This window comes from Pantoea septica, from assembly GCF_002095575.1.
GTDB lineage: Bacteria > Pseudomonadota > Gammaproteobacteria > Enterobacterales > Enterobacteriaceae > Pantoea > Pantoea septica.
The window spans coordinates 1-17,491 of sequence record NZ_MLJJ01000038.1 but is presented as its reverse complement, the minus strand read 5'-3'; the positions used below and the strand labels follow the sequence as shown (position 1 = coordinate 17,491).

Below are 17,491 nucleotides of genomic sequence, written 5' to 3'. Positions count from 1 at the left end.
GGTTTTCCCTGACGTGCTACAGTAATGGCGCCATGTAATGACAAGGGAGTTGCACATGATCCATCCAGCGTCTCATTCCGCTTTACTCTCCGATCTGCGCCGCCACGTTGGCGCCTCCCACCTGCTTACCGATCAGGAGCAGACCGCGCGCTACCGCAAAGGCTTTCGCTCCGGCGAAGGCGAGGCGCTGGCGGTGGTCTTTCCCGGCACCCTGCTGGAGCTGTGGCGCGTGCTGCAGACCCTGGTCAGCGCCGACGCCATTATCCTGATGCAGGCGGCCAATACCGGTCTGACGGAGGGATCGACGCCCAGCGGCAACGACTACGATCGGCCGGTGGTGATTATCAGCACGCGGCGTCTCGATAAGCTGCAGCTGATCGACGACGGCAAACAGGTGCTCGCCTTTCCCGGCAGCACCCTTTATCAGCTGGAGAAAACGCTGAAGCCGCTTAACCGCGAGCCCCATTCGGTGATCGGCTCCTCCTGCATCGGCGCCTCGGTGCTGGGCGGCGTCTGCAATAACTCCGGCGGTTCGCTGATCAAACGCGGCCCGGCCTACAGCGAGATGGCGCTGTTCGCCCAGGTGGACGAGCAGGGCAAGCTGAAGCTGGTGAACCATCTCGGCATCGATCTCGGCGCGTCGCCGGAAGAGATGCTCGGCCGTCTGGACGATGAGCGCTGGCGAGCGGAAGATGTGCAGCACGACGGACGCCACGCCTCCGACCCCGACTATGCCGACCGCGTGCGGCACGTTGACGCCGATACGCCGGCGCGCTTCAACGCCGATGCGCGTCGGCTATTTGAAGCCTCCGGCTGCGCGGGCAAGCTGGCGGTATTCGCCGTGCGGCTGGATACCTTCCCCAGCGAACCGCAGCAGCAGGTGTTCTATATCGGCACCAACGATCCGGCGGTGCTGAGCGATATTCGCCGCCATATTCTCGCCCACTTCACCCATCTGCCGGTGGCGGGCGAATATATGCATCGCGATATTTACGACATTGCCGAAGTCTACGGCAAAGATACCTTTCTGATGATCGACAAGCTCGGCACCGACAAGATGCCGCTGTTTTTCACGCTGAAGGGCCGCGTTGACGCCTGGCTGGCGAAGCTGAGCTTCGTTAAGCCGCACCTGACCGATCGCCTGCTGCAGCGCGTCAGCGCCCTCTTTCCGGCGCATCTGCCGAAGCGCATGAAGCAGTATCGCGATAAATACGCGCATCACCTGCTGCTGAAGATGTCCGGCGCGGGCGTCGACGAGGCGCGCGACTATCTGAAAGAGTATTTCCGCGAAGGCGGCGGCGCGTTTTTCGAGTGCGAAGGCAAAGAGGGCGCGCACGCCTTTCTGCATCGTTTCGCCGCGGCGGGCGCGGCGGTGCGCTATCACGCGGTGCACGCCGACGAGGTAGAGGATATTCTGGCGCTCGATATCGCGCTGCGACGCAACGATCGCGACTGGTTTGAAACCCTGCCGCCGGAAATTACCCAGTCGCTGAGCCATCGCCTCTATTACGGCCACTTTTTCTGCCACGTTTTTCATCAGGATTACATTGTGAAAAAAGGGGTGGACGCGCATGCGCTGAAGGAGCAAATGCTGGCGCTTTTAGAGGCGCGCGGCGCAGAGTATCCGGCGGAGCATAACGTCGGCCATCTTTATCGGGCGAAGCCGCAGCTGGCGGAATTCTATCGTCGGCTCGATCCTACCAATACCTTTAATCCGGGCATTGGCAAAACCAGCAAGCGTAAAGGCTGGGCGGTGAAGCAGCCTTAGGTGCGCTCTTCTGAATAAGCCTCTGACTGGGGGGCTTATTCCCTGCGCCAGCCGATGCGCAGCAACTTATTCAACCCGCTAAATTAATATGGCCTCTCTGCCGTTATCGACGCGCCAAATTAAATAAAAAAAGCCCGCATCAATACATATTATTAACAGGCCTGCCCTTTTTGACCGTTCTAATTTTGCGTAGCTGCTCACAGCAAGCACGCCACTCAATTGATAATTCGCGTCGCGAAAAATAGGATCGGCACGACTTTAAATCAGGCCTCTTATTATTTTCCATTCCAGGAAGGAATGATTATGACTACCTCCTGTAAAAACTACGTCACGAGTTTTATTTTTCTTTTTCTTATCCAGGGCACCTCTACTTTCGCCGCGCCCGCTCAGCCAGCCGGTTTTATTGAAGCCTCTTCCGTTACCGGAACGCTTTATTACTGGCAGCGTCAGCGCGACAGAAAAGATCTGCTCACCGACAGCCCGCATTACGGCAAATACCAACAGAATCTTCATCATGCCACATTTAACGCCGCACTTGATTATCAGTCGGGTTTCGCCGCCGATATCATCGGCGTCGATGTCGGCGTTTTCAGCGCGTTAGAAATATTCGACGGCGGCCCTGCGGCGCCCAATGAAATTGGCTTTAGCGATGCGCGCACGCGCTGGAATGAAAAATGGAGCGGAGATAAAAACGGCGCCAGCATTTATAAAGCCGCGCTGAAAGGAAAATATAACGATTACTGGCTGCGCGCAGGCTATATTCAGCCGACAGGTCAAACCTTGCTGGCCCCTCACTGGAGCTTTCTGCCTGGCACCTATCGCGGCGTTGAAACAGGCGCGAAATATCATTTCGCCGGTGCCGGCACGTTATCTCTTTCCTATATGTGGAGCGACAAATATAAGGCGCCCTGGTATACGCGCCTGTACGACTTCCGTCAGGCCGACGGTAAAACCGGCGTCAGCTATCTGCACTCCATTGGCGCTAAATACGCCTTTAACGACAGGCTATCGCTGGAGGGCGCATTTGGTCAGGCCGCTCATTATATGGATCAATATTTCACCCGGCTCTCCTGGAACCTTCCGCTGGCGGGCAACGATCTGCGCACCAGCTATCAGTTCTACGGCGCGCGCGATAAAGCCGACGGCGGCGCAAGCAACGTCAACAGCGTCTATGACGGGCTGGCCTGGCTGCAGGCGATGACGATCGGCTACACCCTGGGGCCGGTCGATCTGCGGCTGGAAGGCACCTGGGTCAAGGCAAAAGGCAATCAGGGCTTTTTTTTACAGCGCATGACGCCCGGCTATGCCAGCTCCAATGGACGTCTCGATATCTGGTGGGATTCCCGTTCTGACTGGAACGCCAATGGAGAAAAAGCGCTTTTTGCTGGCGTCATGCTGGATCTTTCGCCGTGGCGTCTCGATGGGTGGAAGGTCGGCACCTCTTACGCCTGGGGCTGGGACGCCAGGCCATCAGGCAACCCCGCTTTCGATCAGCGCCAGCGCCTGCGGGAATCGGCATGGAATCTCGATTTGGCCTATACCATCCCGCAGGGTCTCGGCAAAGATACGCAATTCAAACTGCACTATAGCCGCTACGACAATCACTCCAGCCTTCCCAGCTACAGCGGCGGCTACGGCAATATCTTCCAGGATGAACATGATGTGAAATTTATGGTGATTGCGCCTTTCACCCTGCTTTGAGGCCTGTCGGCCCGTTAAGTCTAAGGATAGAAGATGAAGAAAAGAGCAACACTCAGCGTGATAGCCGCCAGCCTGCTTAGCCTGACGGCCTACGGCAATACGCCAGACCAGCAGGTCGTCGATCAAATCAGCGCATTCGGCGTCAGCTATAAGGTAACGGACAACCAGGCGGCAAGCCACGGCGTCGATTGCGCCGCGCTTGGCGCCGACTGGGCCGCCTGCAATCGCGCCACCATTACGCTGACCAATAACGGCCCTGCGCTGAGCAGTAAGAACTGGGCGATCTACATGAGCAACGTCCACCAGACGCTGCGTGTAGAGAACGATCAGTTCAAAATGACTCATCTGGTCGGCGATCTCACTCGGCTGGAGCCCACCAGCAAGTTTAAAGGTATCGCCGCTGGCGAGTCGGTAGACATCCCCATTATCAATGAGTACTGGCAACTTTTTATCACCGATGTGATGCCGCGCTGGTATGTCACCGCTGGCGATGCCGCGCCAAAAATCATCCGCAGCACCGATACCGAGGATCTGACGCGTTTCGTCGAGCCCTTCGGCGCGCAGTGGAAACGCACCGCCGATGACCAGAACGTGCTAATGCAACCCGCCAGCCGCTTTGATAAAAACCGCGATATCACTCCCCTGCCCGCCGCTACGCTACGCGGGCAGATTATCCCAACACCGCTCAGAGTAGAGGTGCATGACGCGGATGCCGATCTCAGCCGCGGCATCGCTCTGCAACTCAATGGCCTTAGCGCGGAGAGCCACGCGGCGCTTAACCAGCGTTTCGCCCGGCTCAATGTCCCGGAAAACCCGACAGGCTATGCGATTAAGGGGGAAATCCGGGCCGGCGCCTTTAGCGGCGCGCTGGCTCGACCCGGCGCATATCAGCTGGAGATCAAAAAGGATGGCGCGCAGATTATCGCCTTTGACCCCGCCGGACTCTTCTACGGCGCAATGTCGATTCTGTCGCTGCTGCCTGCGCAGGGCGCGCCGCAGATCGCCACGCTGACGGCGAGCGACGCGCCGCGCTTTGCCTACCGCGGCGCATTTCTGGACGTGGCGCGCAACTTCCACAGCAAAGCGGCCGTATTACGTTTACTTGATGAGATGGCCGCCTGGAAAATGAATACTTTCCACTTTCATCTCAGCGATGACGAAGGCTGGCGTATTGAGATTCCCGGCTTGCCGGAGCTGACAGAGGTCGGCGGCAAACGCTGTCACGATCTGAGCGAACAGCGCTGCCTGCTGCCGCAGCTCGGCTCCGGTCCGTTCAGCGACAACAACGGCAGCGGCTACTTTAGCCGCGCCGACTATATCGAGATAGTGCGCTACGCCAGCGCCCGCCACATTACCGTGATTCCAGAGATCGATATGCCCGCGCATGCGCGTGCGGCGGTTATAGCAATGGAAGCACGCTATCGCCGTCTGATGCAGGCGGGCGATGCGGCAGGCGCCAGAGAATTCCGCCTGCTGGATCCCACGGACAGCTCCAACACCACCTCCGTGCAGCTCTACGATCGCACCAGCTACCTCAACCCCTGCCTCGATTCGTCCGCTCGCTTTGTCGATAAGATCGTCAGTGAATTTCAGGCGATGCATCGTGAAGCGGGCCAGCCGCTCTCAACCTGGCACTTTGGCGGCGACGAGGCGAAAAATATCCGCTTTGGCGCAGGCTACAGCGACCGCAAAGCGCCAAAGCCGGGCACCGGCCTTCGGGACTGGAGCAAAGAAGATAAACCCTGGGCTAAATCTGCCGCTTGCCGGGCCCTGGTGAAAGCGGGCACGGTAAAAGATCTCGCCCATCTGCCAAGCCACTTCGCGCTGAAAGTCAGTCAGTTGGTCAATCAGCACGGCATTGAACGCATGCAGGCCTGGCAGGACGGATTGAAAGACGCAGAAGACGCGCAGGCTTTCGCTACCTCGCGCGTAGCGGTTAATTTCTGGGATACGCTCTACTGGGGCGGGTACGACAGCGCAGCCGACTGGGCGCAAAAAGGCTACGATGTCGTGGTCTCGAATCCCGATTACCTCTATCTCGATTTCCCCAGCGAGGTGAATCCCCTTGAACGCGGCTATTACTGGGGCACGCGCTACAGCGATGAGCGAAAGGTGTTTAGCTTCGCGCCGGACAACCTGCCTCAGAATGCGGAGACCTCAGTAGATCGCGACGGCCGCTCCTTCAGCGCCAAATCGGACAAACCCTGGCCCGGCGCTTACGGCCTCTCTGCGCAGCTGTGGAGCGAAACGGTGCGCACCGATGCCCAAATGGAACATATGATCTATCCCCGGCTGCTGGCGGCGGCCGAACGCGCCTGGCATCGCGCCGAGTGGGAGCTTGATTACCAGCCCGGCCGCGAGTTTAGCGGCGGCAAAACGCGCTGGGTCGATCAGAGCCTGCTTAACAAAGACTGGCAGCGCTTCGCCAGCCTGCTGGGCCAGCGCGAACTGGCGAAGCTTGAACGCGCTGGCATCCCCTGGCTACTGCCGCAGCCCGGCGCCAAAATCGTTGACGGCGTGCTGGAGATGAATGTTGAACTGCCCGGCCTGCCGCTAGAGTACAGTACAGATAACGGCGCCAGCTGGCGGCGCTACTCCCCTGATGAGCGCCCTTCCGTCTCCGGGCCGGTTAAGGTCCGCACCCTTAGCCCAGACGGCAAGCGATTCAGCCGGGTGGAAACACTCTGACTGAAGAATAAAAAGAAGGCTTCCCTCTGGAAGCCTTCTTTTTACGCGTAAATCAGGGCAGCGGATCGGCCGCCTGCTCCGCCATCTGCTGGCGGCGCTCAATAATCATGGTCTGCGGCGTCGACAGCACAATGCCCTCTTTGCGCAGGCGCGTCAGAATATCGAACAGCAGGTCGCTCTTCGCGCCGGAAATTTGCCGCTGACTGGCGACGTTGCCGGTGACGCTCAGCACGATGCCCTGCGCCGTCAGATCCTTAAAGGAGACCGACGGCTCCGGCGTGTCGAGAATACGCTCGTTCTCGTTATAAACCTCCAGCAGCAGCTCGCGCACCCGCACCGGATCGATATTGAGCGGGAAGGTCAGCGTAATGGTCACTACGCCCTGCGCGTTGCCCATAGTCGCGTTGCGCACGTTCTGCGAGATGAACTGCGAGTTGGGCACGATCACCGTTGATTTGTCGCCCAGCTGGATCTCGGTGGCGCGCACGTTGATGCGGCGGATATCGCCCTCGATGCCGCTGATGGTCACCAGATCGCCCACCTTTACCGGCCGCTCGGTCAGCAGGATCAAGCCGGAGATAAAGTTCTTTACGATCTCCTGCAGGCCAAAACCGATACCTACCGACAGCGCGCTGACGATCCATGCCAGCTTGTTCCACTGCAGGCCCATAATCGACAGCGTCAGCAGGATCACCAGCACGTAGCCGATATTGCTGAACAGCGTGATCAGCGATACGCGCATGCCGGCGTCCATGGTGGTCTTCGGCAGGAAATCGTTGTCGAGCCAGCGGCGCACGCTGCGCAGCACGTAGATGCCCACCACCAGACAGATAATCGCGTTGACCATGTGCGCCGGCACGATGTTCAGCGACTCCAGCCCTTTGCCGCCCCAGAACTCAATCGCTTTTTGCAGCAGCTCGATCGGCGTCGACGAGGCGAAGGTGCCGTTAAGCAATGCCAGCGCCACAAAGCCGATCAGCAGCGTTTTGCCCAGCGCGGCCAGCAGCGTCGCCGCCTGCTGCAGATGGCGCTCGTCGATGTTGAGCGAGGTTTGCAGCCGTCGGCCGGTCAGGCTGTTGACGGAAAAGAGGCTCTCGCAGCCGTCATTGACCAGATGGCTGAGGAAGTAGAACGAGCCGAACAGAATGCCGCACCACACCACCTCGTAACTCAGGAAGCGTGCCAGCGTAACGTAGCCAATAATCAGCGACAGCAGAATGGCGACCGCGGTCAGCGTCAGCGCCATCTGAATCAGCCCCACCAGCGTTGAGCGCACTTCCGGCGCATTGCCCTCCTGGGCCATGCGGCGGCGCACGCGGTTGGTGCGCATGCTGATCGCCAGCGCGGTGCTGCCGATTAGCAGCGCCGTCAGGCCGTTGGCGAAAATCGTGGTGTTCAGGCTGGTGCCGACGGTGTAGTTAAAATTCTCTACCGTCTGGAAAATAAACACCAGCGCGGCGGTAATCGGCGGGAACGGCTTCAGCGCCATCGCCACCTCGTTAGAGAGGGCGGGCAGACGCCAGCTCGGACGCCGCGTCGAGAGAAAAGCCCGTCCCAGACCGGCGATCAGGCCGCAGAAGACGCTGAGCTTCACCAGACTGACCACGAAGTCCTGCACGTCGCCGGAGACCTCATCCCGGCGCGCGAACGCCAGCGCGGTAAAATTAAAGGTCAGCACCACTGCCGCCAGCGTGGTCAGGGCGATCGCCGCGGCGAGGAAGCTGCGGCGCAGCCGCCCTTCCGGCATTTTGTGGATGCTGATCCAGGCGAGGAACTCTTCGCTGTAGCGGCGTCCCAGCGTCATCACCAGCATCGCCGCCAGCAGCCAGGCGACGGTGCCGAAACGGTAGCCCGGCTCCCACGACAGCGCGGCGGTATCCTGCAAATCCTGCAGGAAGCCGTCGATCTTCTCGTTGTCGAGATCCTGCTTCACAAACAGCGGCGCCCAAAAGCGCGGACCGAGAATACTGCCAGAGTTAAGCGCCAGCTGGGTTTTCATCAGATCGCGGCGCAGGTTGGTGATCTGCGATGAGAGCATCAGAGCGCTGTTTTTAATGCCGTCCGCCTGCTTGATCTGATCGTCCAGCTTGCTCTTCTGCGACTCCAGCGAGCTGCGCTTGCGCGTCACCTCCGGCGTCTCTTTCACGCCGCTGTCCGCTTTAGGCGCGGGGCCCAGCACAGCCAGCTGCGCGTCGAGCTGCTGACGCTGCGGCTGCAGCGCCTGCGCGAGCGTATCGGCGTTGCCCGACAGCTCCAGCGCCAGCTCGTTGAGCTGCGTCAGCTGGTTTTCGTTGGTCTGCCCTGACACCTGACCTTTGATCTTGTCGAGGACCTTCTGCATTTTCGGCAGTTCAACCGCCGCGTTCACTTTGGGCGCGGCGTCAGCTTGCTGCGCGGCATCGGCCGCATCGTCGTCTGCCATGCTGCAGAAGGGGAACAGCGTCGCCGTCAGCAGCATCAGCAGCGGTAAAAAGAGGCGTAACGTAAACATATAGAGGTTCCAGCACAAATTCAGTCGAACGACCATCGCGTTGGCGCGTAGTTTAGGGGCAGGCGCACCGGGAAACTATAGGAATGCTGGCCGTTCTCGTCGAACAGGTTGCGGCGTCCGCGCGCGGACGCCGGTAAAGGGTTATTCCACCACCGCCGCGCCGTGGACGTTGTTCACCACCAGCCCCGCCTTCTGTTTTTTATAGGCGAGCGCTGCCGCCGGCACCGGCGCAGCCTTGCCGGTTTCCAGCCAGTCGCGCAGACGGTTGGCGTCGGCGAAGTGGGTATATTTGCCGAAGGCGTCCAGCACCACCAGCGCCACCGGCCGGTTATTGATCGTGGTGCGCATCGCCAGGCAGTGTCCTGCTTCGTCGGTATAGCCGGTTTTGGTGAGCTGAATGCGCCAGTCGTTTTTATAGACCAGATGGTTGGTGTTGCGGAAAGGCAGCGCGTAGCTCGGATGGGTGAAGACCGCGGTCTGTTCTTTCGTAGTGCTCAGCTCGCCCAACAGCGGATAGTCGCGCGTGGCGCGCAGCAGCTTAACCAGGTCTTCCGCGCTGGAAACGTTCTGCGTCGACAGGCCGGTCGGCTCAACGTAGCGCGTATGGGTCATGCCCAGCGCGCGCGCTTTGGCGTTCATGGCGCGGATAAAGGCGTCGTAGCCGCCGGGATAGTGATGCGCCAGGCTGGCCGCCGCGCGGTTCTCCGACGACATCAGCGCCAGCAGCATCATATTGCGGCGGCTGATTTCGCTGTTGAGCTTGACGCGGGAAAAGACGCCGCGCATTTCTGGCGTGTGGCTGATATCCACCGAAATTCGCTCATCAAGCGACTGCTTCGCATCCAGCGCCACCATCACCGTCATCAGCTTGGTGATAGAGGCGATAGGCCGTACGCGATTGGGATGGCTGGAAAACAGCACTTTCCCGGTGTTGAGATCGACAATCATCGCGCTGCCTGAGGCGATTTGCGGCTCGGCGACCGGCGCCAGCTGAGAAAGAGACGTAGCCGCCTGCGCGGGCGCGATAGCCGCCTGGCCGCCGAACAGCAGCGCCAGCGAAAGCAGTGAATAGCGAATGGTTACAGGCATCTTATAAAAAGACCGATTAAGATAGTACGCCGTGTTTTACACAGGCCGCCCGCCGCAGATCCGACCACGCGGAGGCTGGCAGCAGCATAATACGCGGAAGCGTAAGAAATTTCCTGGCGAGAATGTTTCCGGGCGTTAAAAAAAAACGTCCCGGACATTTCTGTCACAGGACGCTTTGCGCAGCGGAGCGCTTTATCCGCCGTCGGCGCGGTTGGCCGGAAGGTTAAAACAGCCGCGGCCCGTAGCCCCACAGCACCACGGTCAGCGCCAGCAGCACTTCGAATACCAGCACCCCAATCGCCAGCGTCGAGCCGGAAAAACGCAGGCTCTCGTCACGGTCGATATTCAAGAACAGCGGAATGCCGATATAGAGCAGATAGCCGGTATAGACCAGCGCCAGCGCGCCCGCCAGCACGCAGAGCCAGACCAGCGGATAGAGCGCCACAATGCCGCTCAGAAACAGCGGCGTGGCGACATAGCCGGCGAAGACCGTACAGCGCTGCACGCTGGGCCGCTGCGGATAGTCGCGCGCCATCCAGTGAATGACGCGGCCCATGACCGCCACGCCGCCTAAAATAATCAGATAAAAGAGCACGCCGAGCGCAATGCCGGTCAACAGGTTTAGCTGAACAAACTGCCCATCGCCCAGATTCCAGCCCAGCTGCGTAGTGCCGATAAAGGCGCAGATCACCGGGATCGCCGCCATCAGCAGAACGTGGTGGGTGTAATGGTGCGAAACGCTTTCATTCTCTTGCTTGATATCGCGCATTTCCCGATCGGGATGCGCCATAAGACCCCAGACATGATTCATATCATCACCTCGCAGATGCGAAAGGCCGCCCAGAATCCGCGTCGCCGATCCCTCAGGCAGCATTCCTTGAAGTATAAACGGCATTGCTGCTTTTGTAGCCAGCGCGAGGAAATCGGACGAAAAATTGTGATCGAACGAGCCGGCTGCCTGAAGGATTGGCCGAAGCGGTATAGAATGTAGGAATCGCTGACCGAACAGGGAGTTTACTTTTGCATTTCGATATCAACGGATTAATCACGCAATACGGGTATCTGGCGCTGCTGATCGGCTGTATCGCCGAAGGGGAAACCTTTACGCTGCTGGGCGGCGTGGCGGCCCATGAGGGGTTGCTCAACTTTGTCGGCGTGGTGCTGGCGGCGATGGCCGGCGGCATTATCGGCGATGAACTGCTCTACTGGATCGGCCGTCGCTACGGCACGAAAATTCTGCGCAAGCTGAAAAAACATCAGGACAAGGTGCGTAAAGCCAACCGGCTTATCCAGCGTCATCCCAGCCTGTTCGTTATCGGCGTGCGCTTTATGTACGGCTTCCGCATTATTGGCCCAATCATCATCGGCGCCAGCCACCTGAAGCCGCTGAAATTTCTGCTGCTCAATATTATCGGCGCTGCGATTTGGGCGACGATTTTCGTCGCCCTGGGCTACTTTGCCGGCGGCATTATCGCCCCGTGGCTGCACAAACTCGACCAGCACCTGAAGCATATTCTGTGGCTGGTCGCGGCGGTGGTCTTCGCCTTCGCCCTGCGCTGGGTGATCCGTCGCTGGAACACCCGCCGCGCCGGCTAGATATCTTTGCCGCCGTAAAATTGCGGATTGGCCAGCATAAAGCCGCCGTCGACGATAAACGATTGCCCGGTGGTGTAGCTGGCCCACTCTGAACAGAGCCAGGCCACCAGGCTGGCGATTTCACGCACGTCCCCCGGCCGTCCAATCGGGATCTCCGGCGTTTTGATTTTCTGCGCGTCGCCGTCACCCATATTGTTCATCGGCGTGGCGATGGCGCCTGGCGCCACCGAGTTCACCAGAATATTGTGTTTAATCAGGCTGATGGCCATCGATTTAGTCAGGCCGCCCATGGCGTGCTTCGCCGCCGTGTAGGCGACGGCGTCGGGCAGCGGCGTATGCTCATGCACCGAGGTGATGTTGATAATGCGTCCGCCGTCGCCCTGCTCCACCATTTTGCGCGCGGCGATCTGCCCGCAGATAAAGGCGCCGTCGACATCGACGCTGAAGACCTTGCGCCACTCCTCAAACGGCGTATCGAGGAATTCCGATTTGGCGTTTGCCCCTGCGTTGTTGACCAGCGCGTCGATGCGGCCCAGCTTGTCGATCAGCGCCGAAAGCGAGCGGCCGCCCTCTTGCGGATCGGCGAGGTCGAGGTGGATCAGTTCCGCGCGGCGGCCTTTGTCGCGCACCAAACGCGCCGTCTCCTGCGCGCCCTCTTCATCGGAACGCCAGGTGATGCCGATATCGTAGCCTTGCTCCGCCAGCATCAGCGCGCTGGCGCGGCCAATGCCGGAGTCAGATGCGGTAACGACGGCGACTTTGTTGTGTGGTGTGGTCATGATTGCCTCCTCAGGGTATCGGGTAAGCTGAAGTATAGAAGCAATCCGGTGATGTCCAGCCGCAGCCGCTTATGCCGCTTTGTCTATAGTTAACAGATTGCCCGCTATGGAGATGAGGATGAGCACGATAAAACGCCCGATCGAAGATCACGGCATCATTGGCGATCTGCGCACCTGCGCGCTGGTAGCCAACGACGGCACCATTGACTATCTCTGCTGGCCGGCGCTCGACAGCCCGTCGGTGTTCGCCGCGCTGCTCGACAGCGACGACGCCGGGCTTTTTTCGCTGGCGCCGGAGTGGGAAAACGTGCGGCGCCAGCAGCTCTATCTGCCCGACACCAATATTCTGCAGACGCGCTGGCTGGGTGCGGAAGGCGTCGCGGAGATCACCGACTATATGCCTATCTGCGACGACGAGAAAAAGCAGCCGCGCCTGGTGCGCCGGATCAAAATGGTGCGCGGCAGCGCCTGGTTTAACATGCGCTGCGCGCCGCGTCACGACTACGCCCGCGCCGAAACCCGCGCGCAGGCCGCCGGCGACTGCATCGATTTTTACGCGGAGAATCAGCCGACGCTGCGGCTCGCCGCCACCGTGCCGCTGGTCTGCGAGGCGGACGCCGCGACGGCGCGTTTTGAACTCCAGTCAGGCGAGCATGTCGAGTTCGAGTTCGGCAACCAGGATGACCCGCGCATCGGCGATGTCGCTACGGAAATCTGCTTCGAAGAGACCCTCGACTACTGGCGGCGCTGGAGCAAAAAAAGCAACTACAGCGGACGCTGGCAGGAGATGGTGCAGCGCTCGGCGCTGGCGCTGAAGCTGCTGACCTCCAGCCAGCACGGCTCTATCGCCGCCGCCGCGACTTTCGGCCTGCCGGAAGAGCTGGGCGGCGAGCGCAACTGGGACTATCGCGCCTCCTGGATCCGCGACGCCTCGTTCAGTATGTATGCGCTGATGCGCCTCGGCTATGTCGACGAAGCGAAAAACTTCACCCGCTGGGTCGGCCGCTGCGTCGAGAACAGCCACCACGACGAGATGCGCCTGCAGGTGATGTATCGCCTCGACAGCGGCATCGAGCTGCACGAGATCGAACTGCTGAACCTCTCCGGCTACGCCGACTCGCGGCCGGTGCGCATCGGCAACGACGCCTGGCAGCAGACGCAGCTCGATATTTACGGCGAGCTGATGGATGCGGTCTACCTGGCGAACAAGTATGGCGAGGCGATTTCGGAGCGCGGCTGGCGAAACGTGGCGCAGATGATCGATATGGTGTGCGAAAGCTGGAACCAGCCCGACGCCGGGATCTGGGAGATGCGCGGCGAACCTGAACATTTTCTTCATTCACGCCTGATGTGCTGGGTGGCGCTGGACCGCGCGCTGCGCCTCGGCATGAAGCGATCGCTGCCGATGCCCTACGCCCGCTGGGACAGCGCGCGCAGCGAGATCCGCGCCGATATCTGGCAAAATTTCTGGAACGCCGAGCGCGGCCATTTCGTCTCGACGCGTCACGGCAACCATCTCGACGCCTCAATGCTGCTGATGCCGCTGGTGCGCTTCGTCGGCGCGACCGATCCCGAGTGGCTGTCGACGCTCGACGCCATCAAGCGCGAACTGGTGAGTGACGGAATGGTGCGCCGCTACAATATCGACGAGACGCCTGCCGACGGCCTGAGCGGCTCAGAGGGCTCTTTCGGCGCCTGTTCGTTCTGGTATGTGGAGTGTCTGGCGCGCGCCGGCCGCATCCACGAGGCGCATTTCGAGTTTGAGAAGCTGCTGAGCTACGCCAATCCGCTGGGGTTGTACGCCGAGGAGTTCGACAATCACGGCCGCGCGCTGGGCAATATGCCGCAGGCGCTGACCCATCTGGCCCTGATCAGCGCCGCCTTTTTTCTCAACCGCAAGCTGAGCGGCGAAGTGACCTTATGGCAGCCCTGACCGGCTTCGTTATCGCGGCAAGGAGGCCCGATAACACAGCTGGATACCTAAAGTCTGCGATGGCTGCTAAAATCCTGATTCACAACATCGAAACAATGCCCATATAATGTGCAGCCGGCCACGCTGACCGGTACGGGTTCGATAAACTGACAAGCCTGCTAACAGGCCATAACGACTTGTAAAATATGAAAATGATTCGCGCGTTCGCATCAATGGCTCTGGCGCTGGCTGCATTCAGTCAGTCCGCCTTCGCTGTGGTTTACCCTTTACCAGCCGCCAACAGCCGTCTGGTTGGGCAAAATATTGAGATTACCGTCCCTCAGGACAACAAACTGCCGCTGGAAGCCTTTGCAGCGCAGTACCAGATGGGCCTCAGCAATATGCTGGAAGCCAACCCGGGCATGGACGTCTATCTGCCGCAGGCGGGTAAAAAAATGATCATTCCGCAGCAGTTGATCCTGCCTGACGCCCCGCGTGAAGGCATCGTGATCAACAGCGCGGAAATGCGCCTCTACTACTACCCGAAAGGCACCAAAACCGTTGTGGTTCTGCCGATCGGTATCGGCGAGTTAGGTAAAGATACGCCGATCAACTGGACGACGACCGTACAGCGCAAGAAAGCGGGCCCGACCTGGACGCCGACCAAAGCGATGCACGCAGAGTACGCCTCGCGCGGCGAGAACCTGCCGGAAGTCTTCCCGGCCGGTCCAGACAACCCGATGGGCCTTTACGCGCTCTATATCGGTCGTCTGTACGCCATCCACGGCACCAACGCCAACTTCGGTATCGGCCTGCGCGTCAGCCACGGCTGCGTGCGTCTGCGCGCCGACGATATCAAATGGCTGTTTGAGAACGTGCCGGTCGGCACGCGCGTGCAGTTTATCGACCAGCCGGTTAAAGCGACGGTGGAGCCGGACGGTTCGCGCTACGTAGAGGTGCATAACCCGCTCTCTACTACCGAAGAGCAGTTCAACTCGCGCGAAGTGGTGCCGATCACCCTGACCTCTGCGGTAACGAAAGTGATCACCGACGCCAGCGTCAGCCAGGATCAGGTCAACGCGGCGATTCAGAACCGCACCGGCATGCCGACCAAAGTCAACGGCGTTGCCGACAGCGTGCAGACCGCGCCGACCGAAGTACCGGAAGCGCCGGGCGCGCAGCCGAAAGAAGAGCCGATGACGCCGGTTACGCCGCAGGGCGCGAACGTTGTTGACCCGAATGCCGCACCGCAGGCGCAGCCTGCTGCTCCGGCTCCGGCTCCGGTTAATAATCCTTCGTAAGGGTTGTTGGTTCATCGCTGTTTTAAAAGCCCGCTTCTGCGGGCTTTTTTATTCTGAGGATTTCGACATGAGCGCTTTCCATCAACTTGCCGCCAACAGCCTGCGCGGCGAGCTTGTCTCTATGGCCGACTACGCCGGCAAGCTGGTTCTCGTGGTCAATACCGCCAGCCACTGCGGGTTTACGCCGCAGTACGCAGGTCTTGAAAGGCTTTACAAGAAGTACGCCGACCAGGGGCTGATGGTGCTGGGTTTTCCCTGTAACCAGTTCGGTAAGCAGGAGCCCGGCGGGGCCGACGAGATCGCGCAGACCTGCCACGTCAACTATGGCGTCAGCTTTCCGATGTTCGAGAAAGTGGCGGTCAACGGCCACTTAACGCACCCGGTGTTTGGTTATCTGAAAGAGGCGCTGCCCGGCGTGCTGGGCGGGCGCATTAAATGGAACTTTACCAAATTCCTCATCGGGCGCGACGGCAAACCGCTCAAGCGTTTTGCGCCGATCACGCCTCCCGAAAAAATGGAAGCGGCTATCCGTGCGGCGCTTGAGAGCTAAGCGCCAGGGTAATTTGAATCAGTTACTCTTAGCGTCATTTTGTCGCCTCTTCGTTCGAAGCGGCCATAAGTCTTTGTGAGCAGGTAGCTCACTGGTACCTGCTACCTGTAGAGATTGATTCTGACGTTCAACTCTACTGCCAACTAAAAGAAGCTTTTCGAGGACTAAATACCAGCGAAGCTTTACGCCAGCTTTCACACTGAAGTACCTTTTCAATACACTGCACTGGATAGAGATCATCAGCTGGCGAAAAACGCTCAAAATTTGAAGCGGCAGTCAGGCGAAATTGATGCCGCACACTTAATTCTGTTTTTCCATCTGCAAGTAGCATCCGTTCACAATCCAGGCGAGCTTCATAAAAATCATCAGGAAGTCCTTCCAGCATGCAGCCCTGTGCCCAGCTCAATAGCTGCTCATCGGAGTAGAGCGCTGCAGTTTGCACGCTGGATTCGTTACGCTTTTCGAAAAGACGCTTTAGGGTATTAATAAATGAAGTCATCACAACGTATCCTTTTTAGAAATCATAAGCTCTATCGACTCGTGGAGACAATAATTTAGCTCACTTTATCGGTAGCCTAATTAGCAAAGATACTCAGGTGGTTCGGCAGACCAGACAGTTAAAAGGGGGCCAGTAAAGTTATGTCCGCTTTGTGCCAGGAGCGGCTATTGGTCCTTTATTCAATGTACTGGCTGAAGCGTAAGAGGTAGCCATCCGGATCATGATTCATGGCCAAGATTTCATGTTGGATACTCAAACCTGAGGAAGATGCTTATATGCGGACGATTGTTATTTTGCCCTACGATGATAAATGGCTTGAGATGTTTGAAGCTGAAAGTTTACTGTTAAAGACACTGCTCGGTGGCGTGGTTAAAAGCATCTATCATATTGGCAGTACGTCTGTGCCTGGACTCTCAGCAAAGCCCGTAATCGACATAATGCTGGAAGTCTCCGACATCAATGAACTGGATACCTATAACTCTGCAATGGCCCGCGCCGGGTATGTTGCTCGAGGGGAAAACGGGATTTCGGGGCGGAGATATTTCATTAAGGGCGGTGAACAACGTAGTCATCAAGTGCATGCATTTACTGCTGGAGATATGCAGGTATTAAGGCATCTTGCTTTCCGTGATTACCTGAGAAAAAACAGAGGCATTGCTGAGAAGTATGCAGAGATAAAACACGCAGCAGCATCCCTCAGTAAAAACGATGTTCATCGCTATAGCGCGCTCAAAGCAAATTTTATAGAAGATCATTTAAAACGTGCGCTGAATGGCCGGGAACTTTAGAGATAGATTTCGTGGCCGAGATGCTATGTTCGATATAAGGGGCATACCTAACGTCAGATGCAGCAATCCCCTCAACATCGCACTTTCCCCTCACCTCCGCGGCCTTCTCAGCGCCAGCCAGCCCGCCACCACGGTAAACGCCAGCACCACCAGCACCAGAATCAAAAAGCCGTGCGGATTGCCCGCCAGCGGGATGCCGCCGACGTTCATGCCGAAGAAGCCGGCGACGATATTGATCGGCAGCGCCAGCACGGTGATGACCGTTAACAGAAACAGCGTGCGGTTGCTCTGCTCCATCAGGCGCGCGGCGATCTCCTCCTGCAGCAGCC

General features: G+C 58.9%; 14 protein-coding genes. 8 read left to right on the top strand and 6 right to left on the bottom strand.

All coding sequences use genetic code 11. The features are described 5' to 3' along the window. Nucleotides 1-55: 55 nt before the first annotated feature. From dld to HA46_RS17130, 3 genes are all read left to right on the top strand, one after another. Nucleotides 56-1,768 (top strand): D-lactate dehydrogenase, encoded by a 1,713-nt coding sequence (gene dld, locus HA46_RS17140; RefSeq protein WP_033789129.1) that lies wholly within the window; start codon nt 56-58, stop codon nt 1,766-1,768. 303 nt (nt 1,769-2,071) lie between these two features. Then, on the top strand, nt 2,072-3,469 hold the full coding sequence (gene chiP, locus HA46_RS17135) for a chitoporin ChiP (protein WP_084885662.1): 1,398 nt from the start codon (nt 2,072-2,074) through the stop codon (nt 3,467-3,469). Nucleotides 3,470-3,502: 33 nt separating this feature from the next. Continuing rightward, on the top strand, nt 3,503-6,157 hold the full coding sequence (locus HA46_RS17130) for a beta-N-acetylhexosaminidase (RefSeq protein WP_084885620.1): 2,655 nt from the start codon (nt 3,503-3,505) through the stop codon (nt 6,155-6,157). Nucleotides 6,158-6,209: 52 nt separating this feature from the next. Here the strand turns inward: HA46_RS17130 and HA46_RS17125 are convergent, their stop codons facing one another. The 3 genes from HA46_RS17125 to HA46_RS17115 all read right to left on the bottom strand — a co-directional run bounded on the left by HA46_RS17125 (nt 6,210) and on the right by HA46_RS17115 (nt 10,548). After that, nucleotides 6,210-8,648, bottom strand: coding sequence for a DUF3772 domain-containing protein (locus HA46_RS17125; protein ID WP_084885618.1), 2,439 nt, complete (start codon nt 8,646-8,648; stop codon nt 6,210-6,212). Between the two features lie 141 nt (nt 8,649-8,789). Next, nucleotides 8,790-9,737 carry a D-alanyl-D-alanine endopeptidase gene (gene pbpG, locus HA46_RS17120; protein WP_033751531.1) on the bottom strand — a complete coding sequence of 316 codons (948 nt, stop codon included), beginning with the start codon at nt 9,735-9,737 and terminating at the stop codon, nt 8,790-8,792. A gap of 223 nt (nt 9,738-9,960) precedes the next feature. Continuing rightward, nucleotides 9,961-10,548 carry a Yip1 family protein gene (locus tag HA46_RS17115; RefSeq protein ID WP_033789155.1) on the bottom strand — a complete coding sequence of 196 codons (588 nt, stop codon included), beginning with the start codon at nt 10,546-10,548 and terminating at the stop codon, nt 9,961-9,963. Between the two features lie 209 nt (nt 10,549-10,757). On the opposite strand from HA46_RS17115, the gene HA46_RS17110 reads away from it, so the two are divergent. Next, a complete protein-coding gene (locus tag HA46_RS17110) occupies nt 10,758-11,333 on the top strand; it encodes a DedA family protein (RefSeq protein WP_033751534.1) in 576 nt (191 codons plus the stop codon). Here HA46_RS17110 and HA46_RS17105 read toward each other — a convergent pair. Continuing rightward, nucleotides 11,330-12,112 (bottom strand): SDR family oxidoreductase, encoded by a 783-nt coding sequence (locus HA46_RS17105; RefSeq protein WP_084885615.1) that lies wholly within the window; start codon nt 12,110-12,112, stop codon nt 11,330-11,332. The two genes, HA46_RS17110 and HA46_RS17105, sit on opposite strands and share 4 nt — an antisense overlap. 118 nt (nt 12,113-12,230) lie before the next feature. On the opposite strand from HA46_RS17105, the gene HA46_RS17100 reads away from it, so the two are divergent. The 3 genes from HA46_RS17100 to HA46_RS17090 all read left to right on the top strand — a co-directional run bounded on the left by HA46_RS17100 (nt 12,231) and on the right by HA46_RS17090 (nt 15,875). Further along, nucleotides 12,231-14,045: a glycoside hydrolase family 15 protein gene (locus HA46_RS17100; protein WP_084885612.1), complete on the top strand. Its 1,815-nt coding sequence runs from the start codon at nt 12,231-12,233 to the stop codon at nt 14,043-14,045. A gap of 185 nt (nt 14,046-14,230) precedes the next feature. Next, entirely contained in the window at nt 14,231-15,325 is a 1,095-nt protein-coding gene (locus HA46_RS17095; RefSeq protein WP_033789118.1) for a L,D-transpeptidase family protein, read from the top strand. 67 nt (nt 15,326-15,392) lie between these two features. Next, nucleotides 15,393-15,875 (top strand): glutathione peroxidase, encoded by a 483-nt coding sequence (locus tag HA46_RS17090; protein ID WP_084885609.1) that lies wholly within the window; start codon nt 15,393-15,395, stop codon nt 15,873-15,875. A gap of 133 nt (nt 15,876-16,008) precedes the next feature. Here HA46_RS17090 and HA46_RS17085 read toward each other — a convergent pair whose 3' ends face one another. Beyond that, complete coding sequence (locus tag HA46_RS17085; RefSeq protein ID WP_244277535.1) at nt 16,009-16,374, bottom strand: hypothetical protein; 366 nt, start codon at nt 16,372-16,374, stop codon at nt 16,009-16,011. 275 nt (nt 16,375-16,649) lie between these two features. On the opposite strand from HA46_RS17085, the gene HA46_RS17080 reads away from it, so the two are divergent. Further along, nucleotides 16,650-17,162 carry a GrpB family protein gene (locus HA46_RS17080; RefSeq protein WP_084885657.1) on the top strand — a complete coding sequence of 171 codons (513 nt, stop codon included), beginning with the start codon at nt 16,650-16,652 and terminating at the stop codon, nt 17,160-17,162. A gap of 90 nt (nt 17,163-17,252) precedes the next feature. On the opposite strand, the gene HA46_RS17075 is transcribed toward HA46_RS17080, so the two are convergent. Continuing rightward, on the bottom strand, nt 17,253-17,491 hold a 239-nt coding region (locus tag HA46_RS17075), incomplete at its 5' end, for a CorA family divalent cation transporter (protein ID WP_280174263.1).

Excerpts from the sequence above, each read along its gene's own strand:
- dld (WP_033789129.1), top strand. The coding sequence starts at position 56 with ATGATCCATCCAGCGTCTCATTCCGCTTTACTCTCCGATCTGCGCCGC.
- chiP (WP_084885662.1), top strand. The coding sequence starts at position 2,072 with ATGACTACCTCCTGTAAAAACTACGTCACGAGTTTTATTTTTCTTTTT.
- HA46_RS17130 (WP_084885620.1), top strand. The coding sequence starts at position 3,503 with ATGAAGAAAAGAGCAACACTCAGCGTGATAGCCGCCAGCCTGCTTAGC.
- HA46_RS17125 (WP_084885618.1), bottom strand. The coding sequence starts at position 8,648 with ATGTTTACGTTACGCCTCTTTTTACCGCTGCTGATGCTGCTGACGGCG.
- pbpG (WP_033751531.1), bottom strand. The coding sequence starts at position 9,737 with ATGCCTGTAACCATTCGCTATTCACTGCTTTCGCTGGCGCTGCTGTTC.
- HA46_RS17115 (WP_033789155.1), bottom strand. The coding sequence starts at position 10,548 with ATGAATCATGTCTGGGGTCTTATGGCGCATCCCGATCGGGAAATGCGC.
- HA46_RS17105 (WP_084885615.1), bottom strand. The coding sequence starts at position 12,112 with ATGACCACACCACACAACAAAGTCGCCGTCGTTACCGCATCTGACTCC.
- HA46_RS17100 (WP_084885612.1), top strand. The coding sequence starts at position 12,231 with ATGAGCACGATAAAACGCCCGATCGAAGATCACGGCATCATTGGCGAT.
- HA46_RS17095 (WP_033789118.1), top strand. The coding sequence starts at position 14,231 with ATGAAAATGATTCGCGCGTTCGCATCAATGGCTCTGGCGCTGGCTGCA.
- HA46_RS17090 (WP_084885609.1), top strand. The coding sequence starts at position 15,393 with ATGAGCGCTTTCCATCAACTTGCCGCCAACAGCCTGCGCGGCGAGCTT.
- HA46_RS17085 (WP_244277535.1), bottom strand. The coding sequence starts at position 16,374 with ATGACTTCATTTATTAATACCCTAAAGCGTCTTTTCGAAAAGCGTAAC.
- HA46_RS17080 (WP_084885657.1), top strand. The coding sequence starts at position 16,650 with ATGCGGACGATTGTTATTTTGCCCTACGATGATAAATGGCTTGAGATG.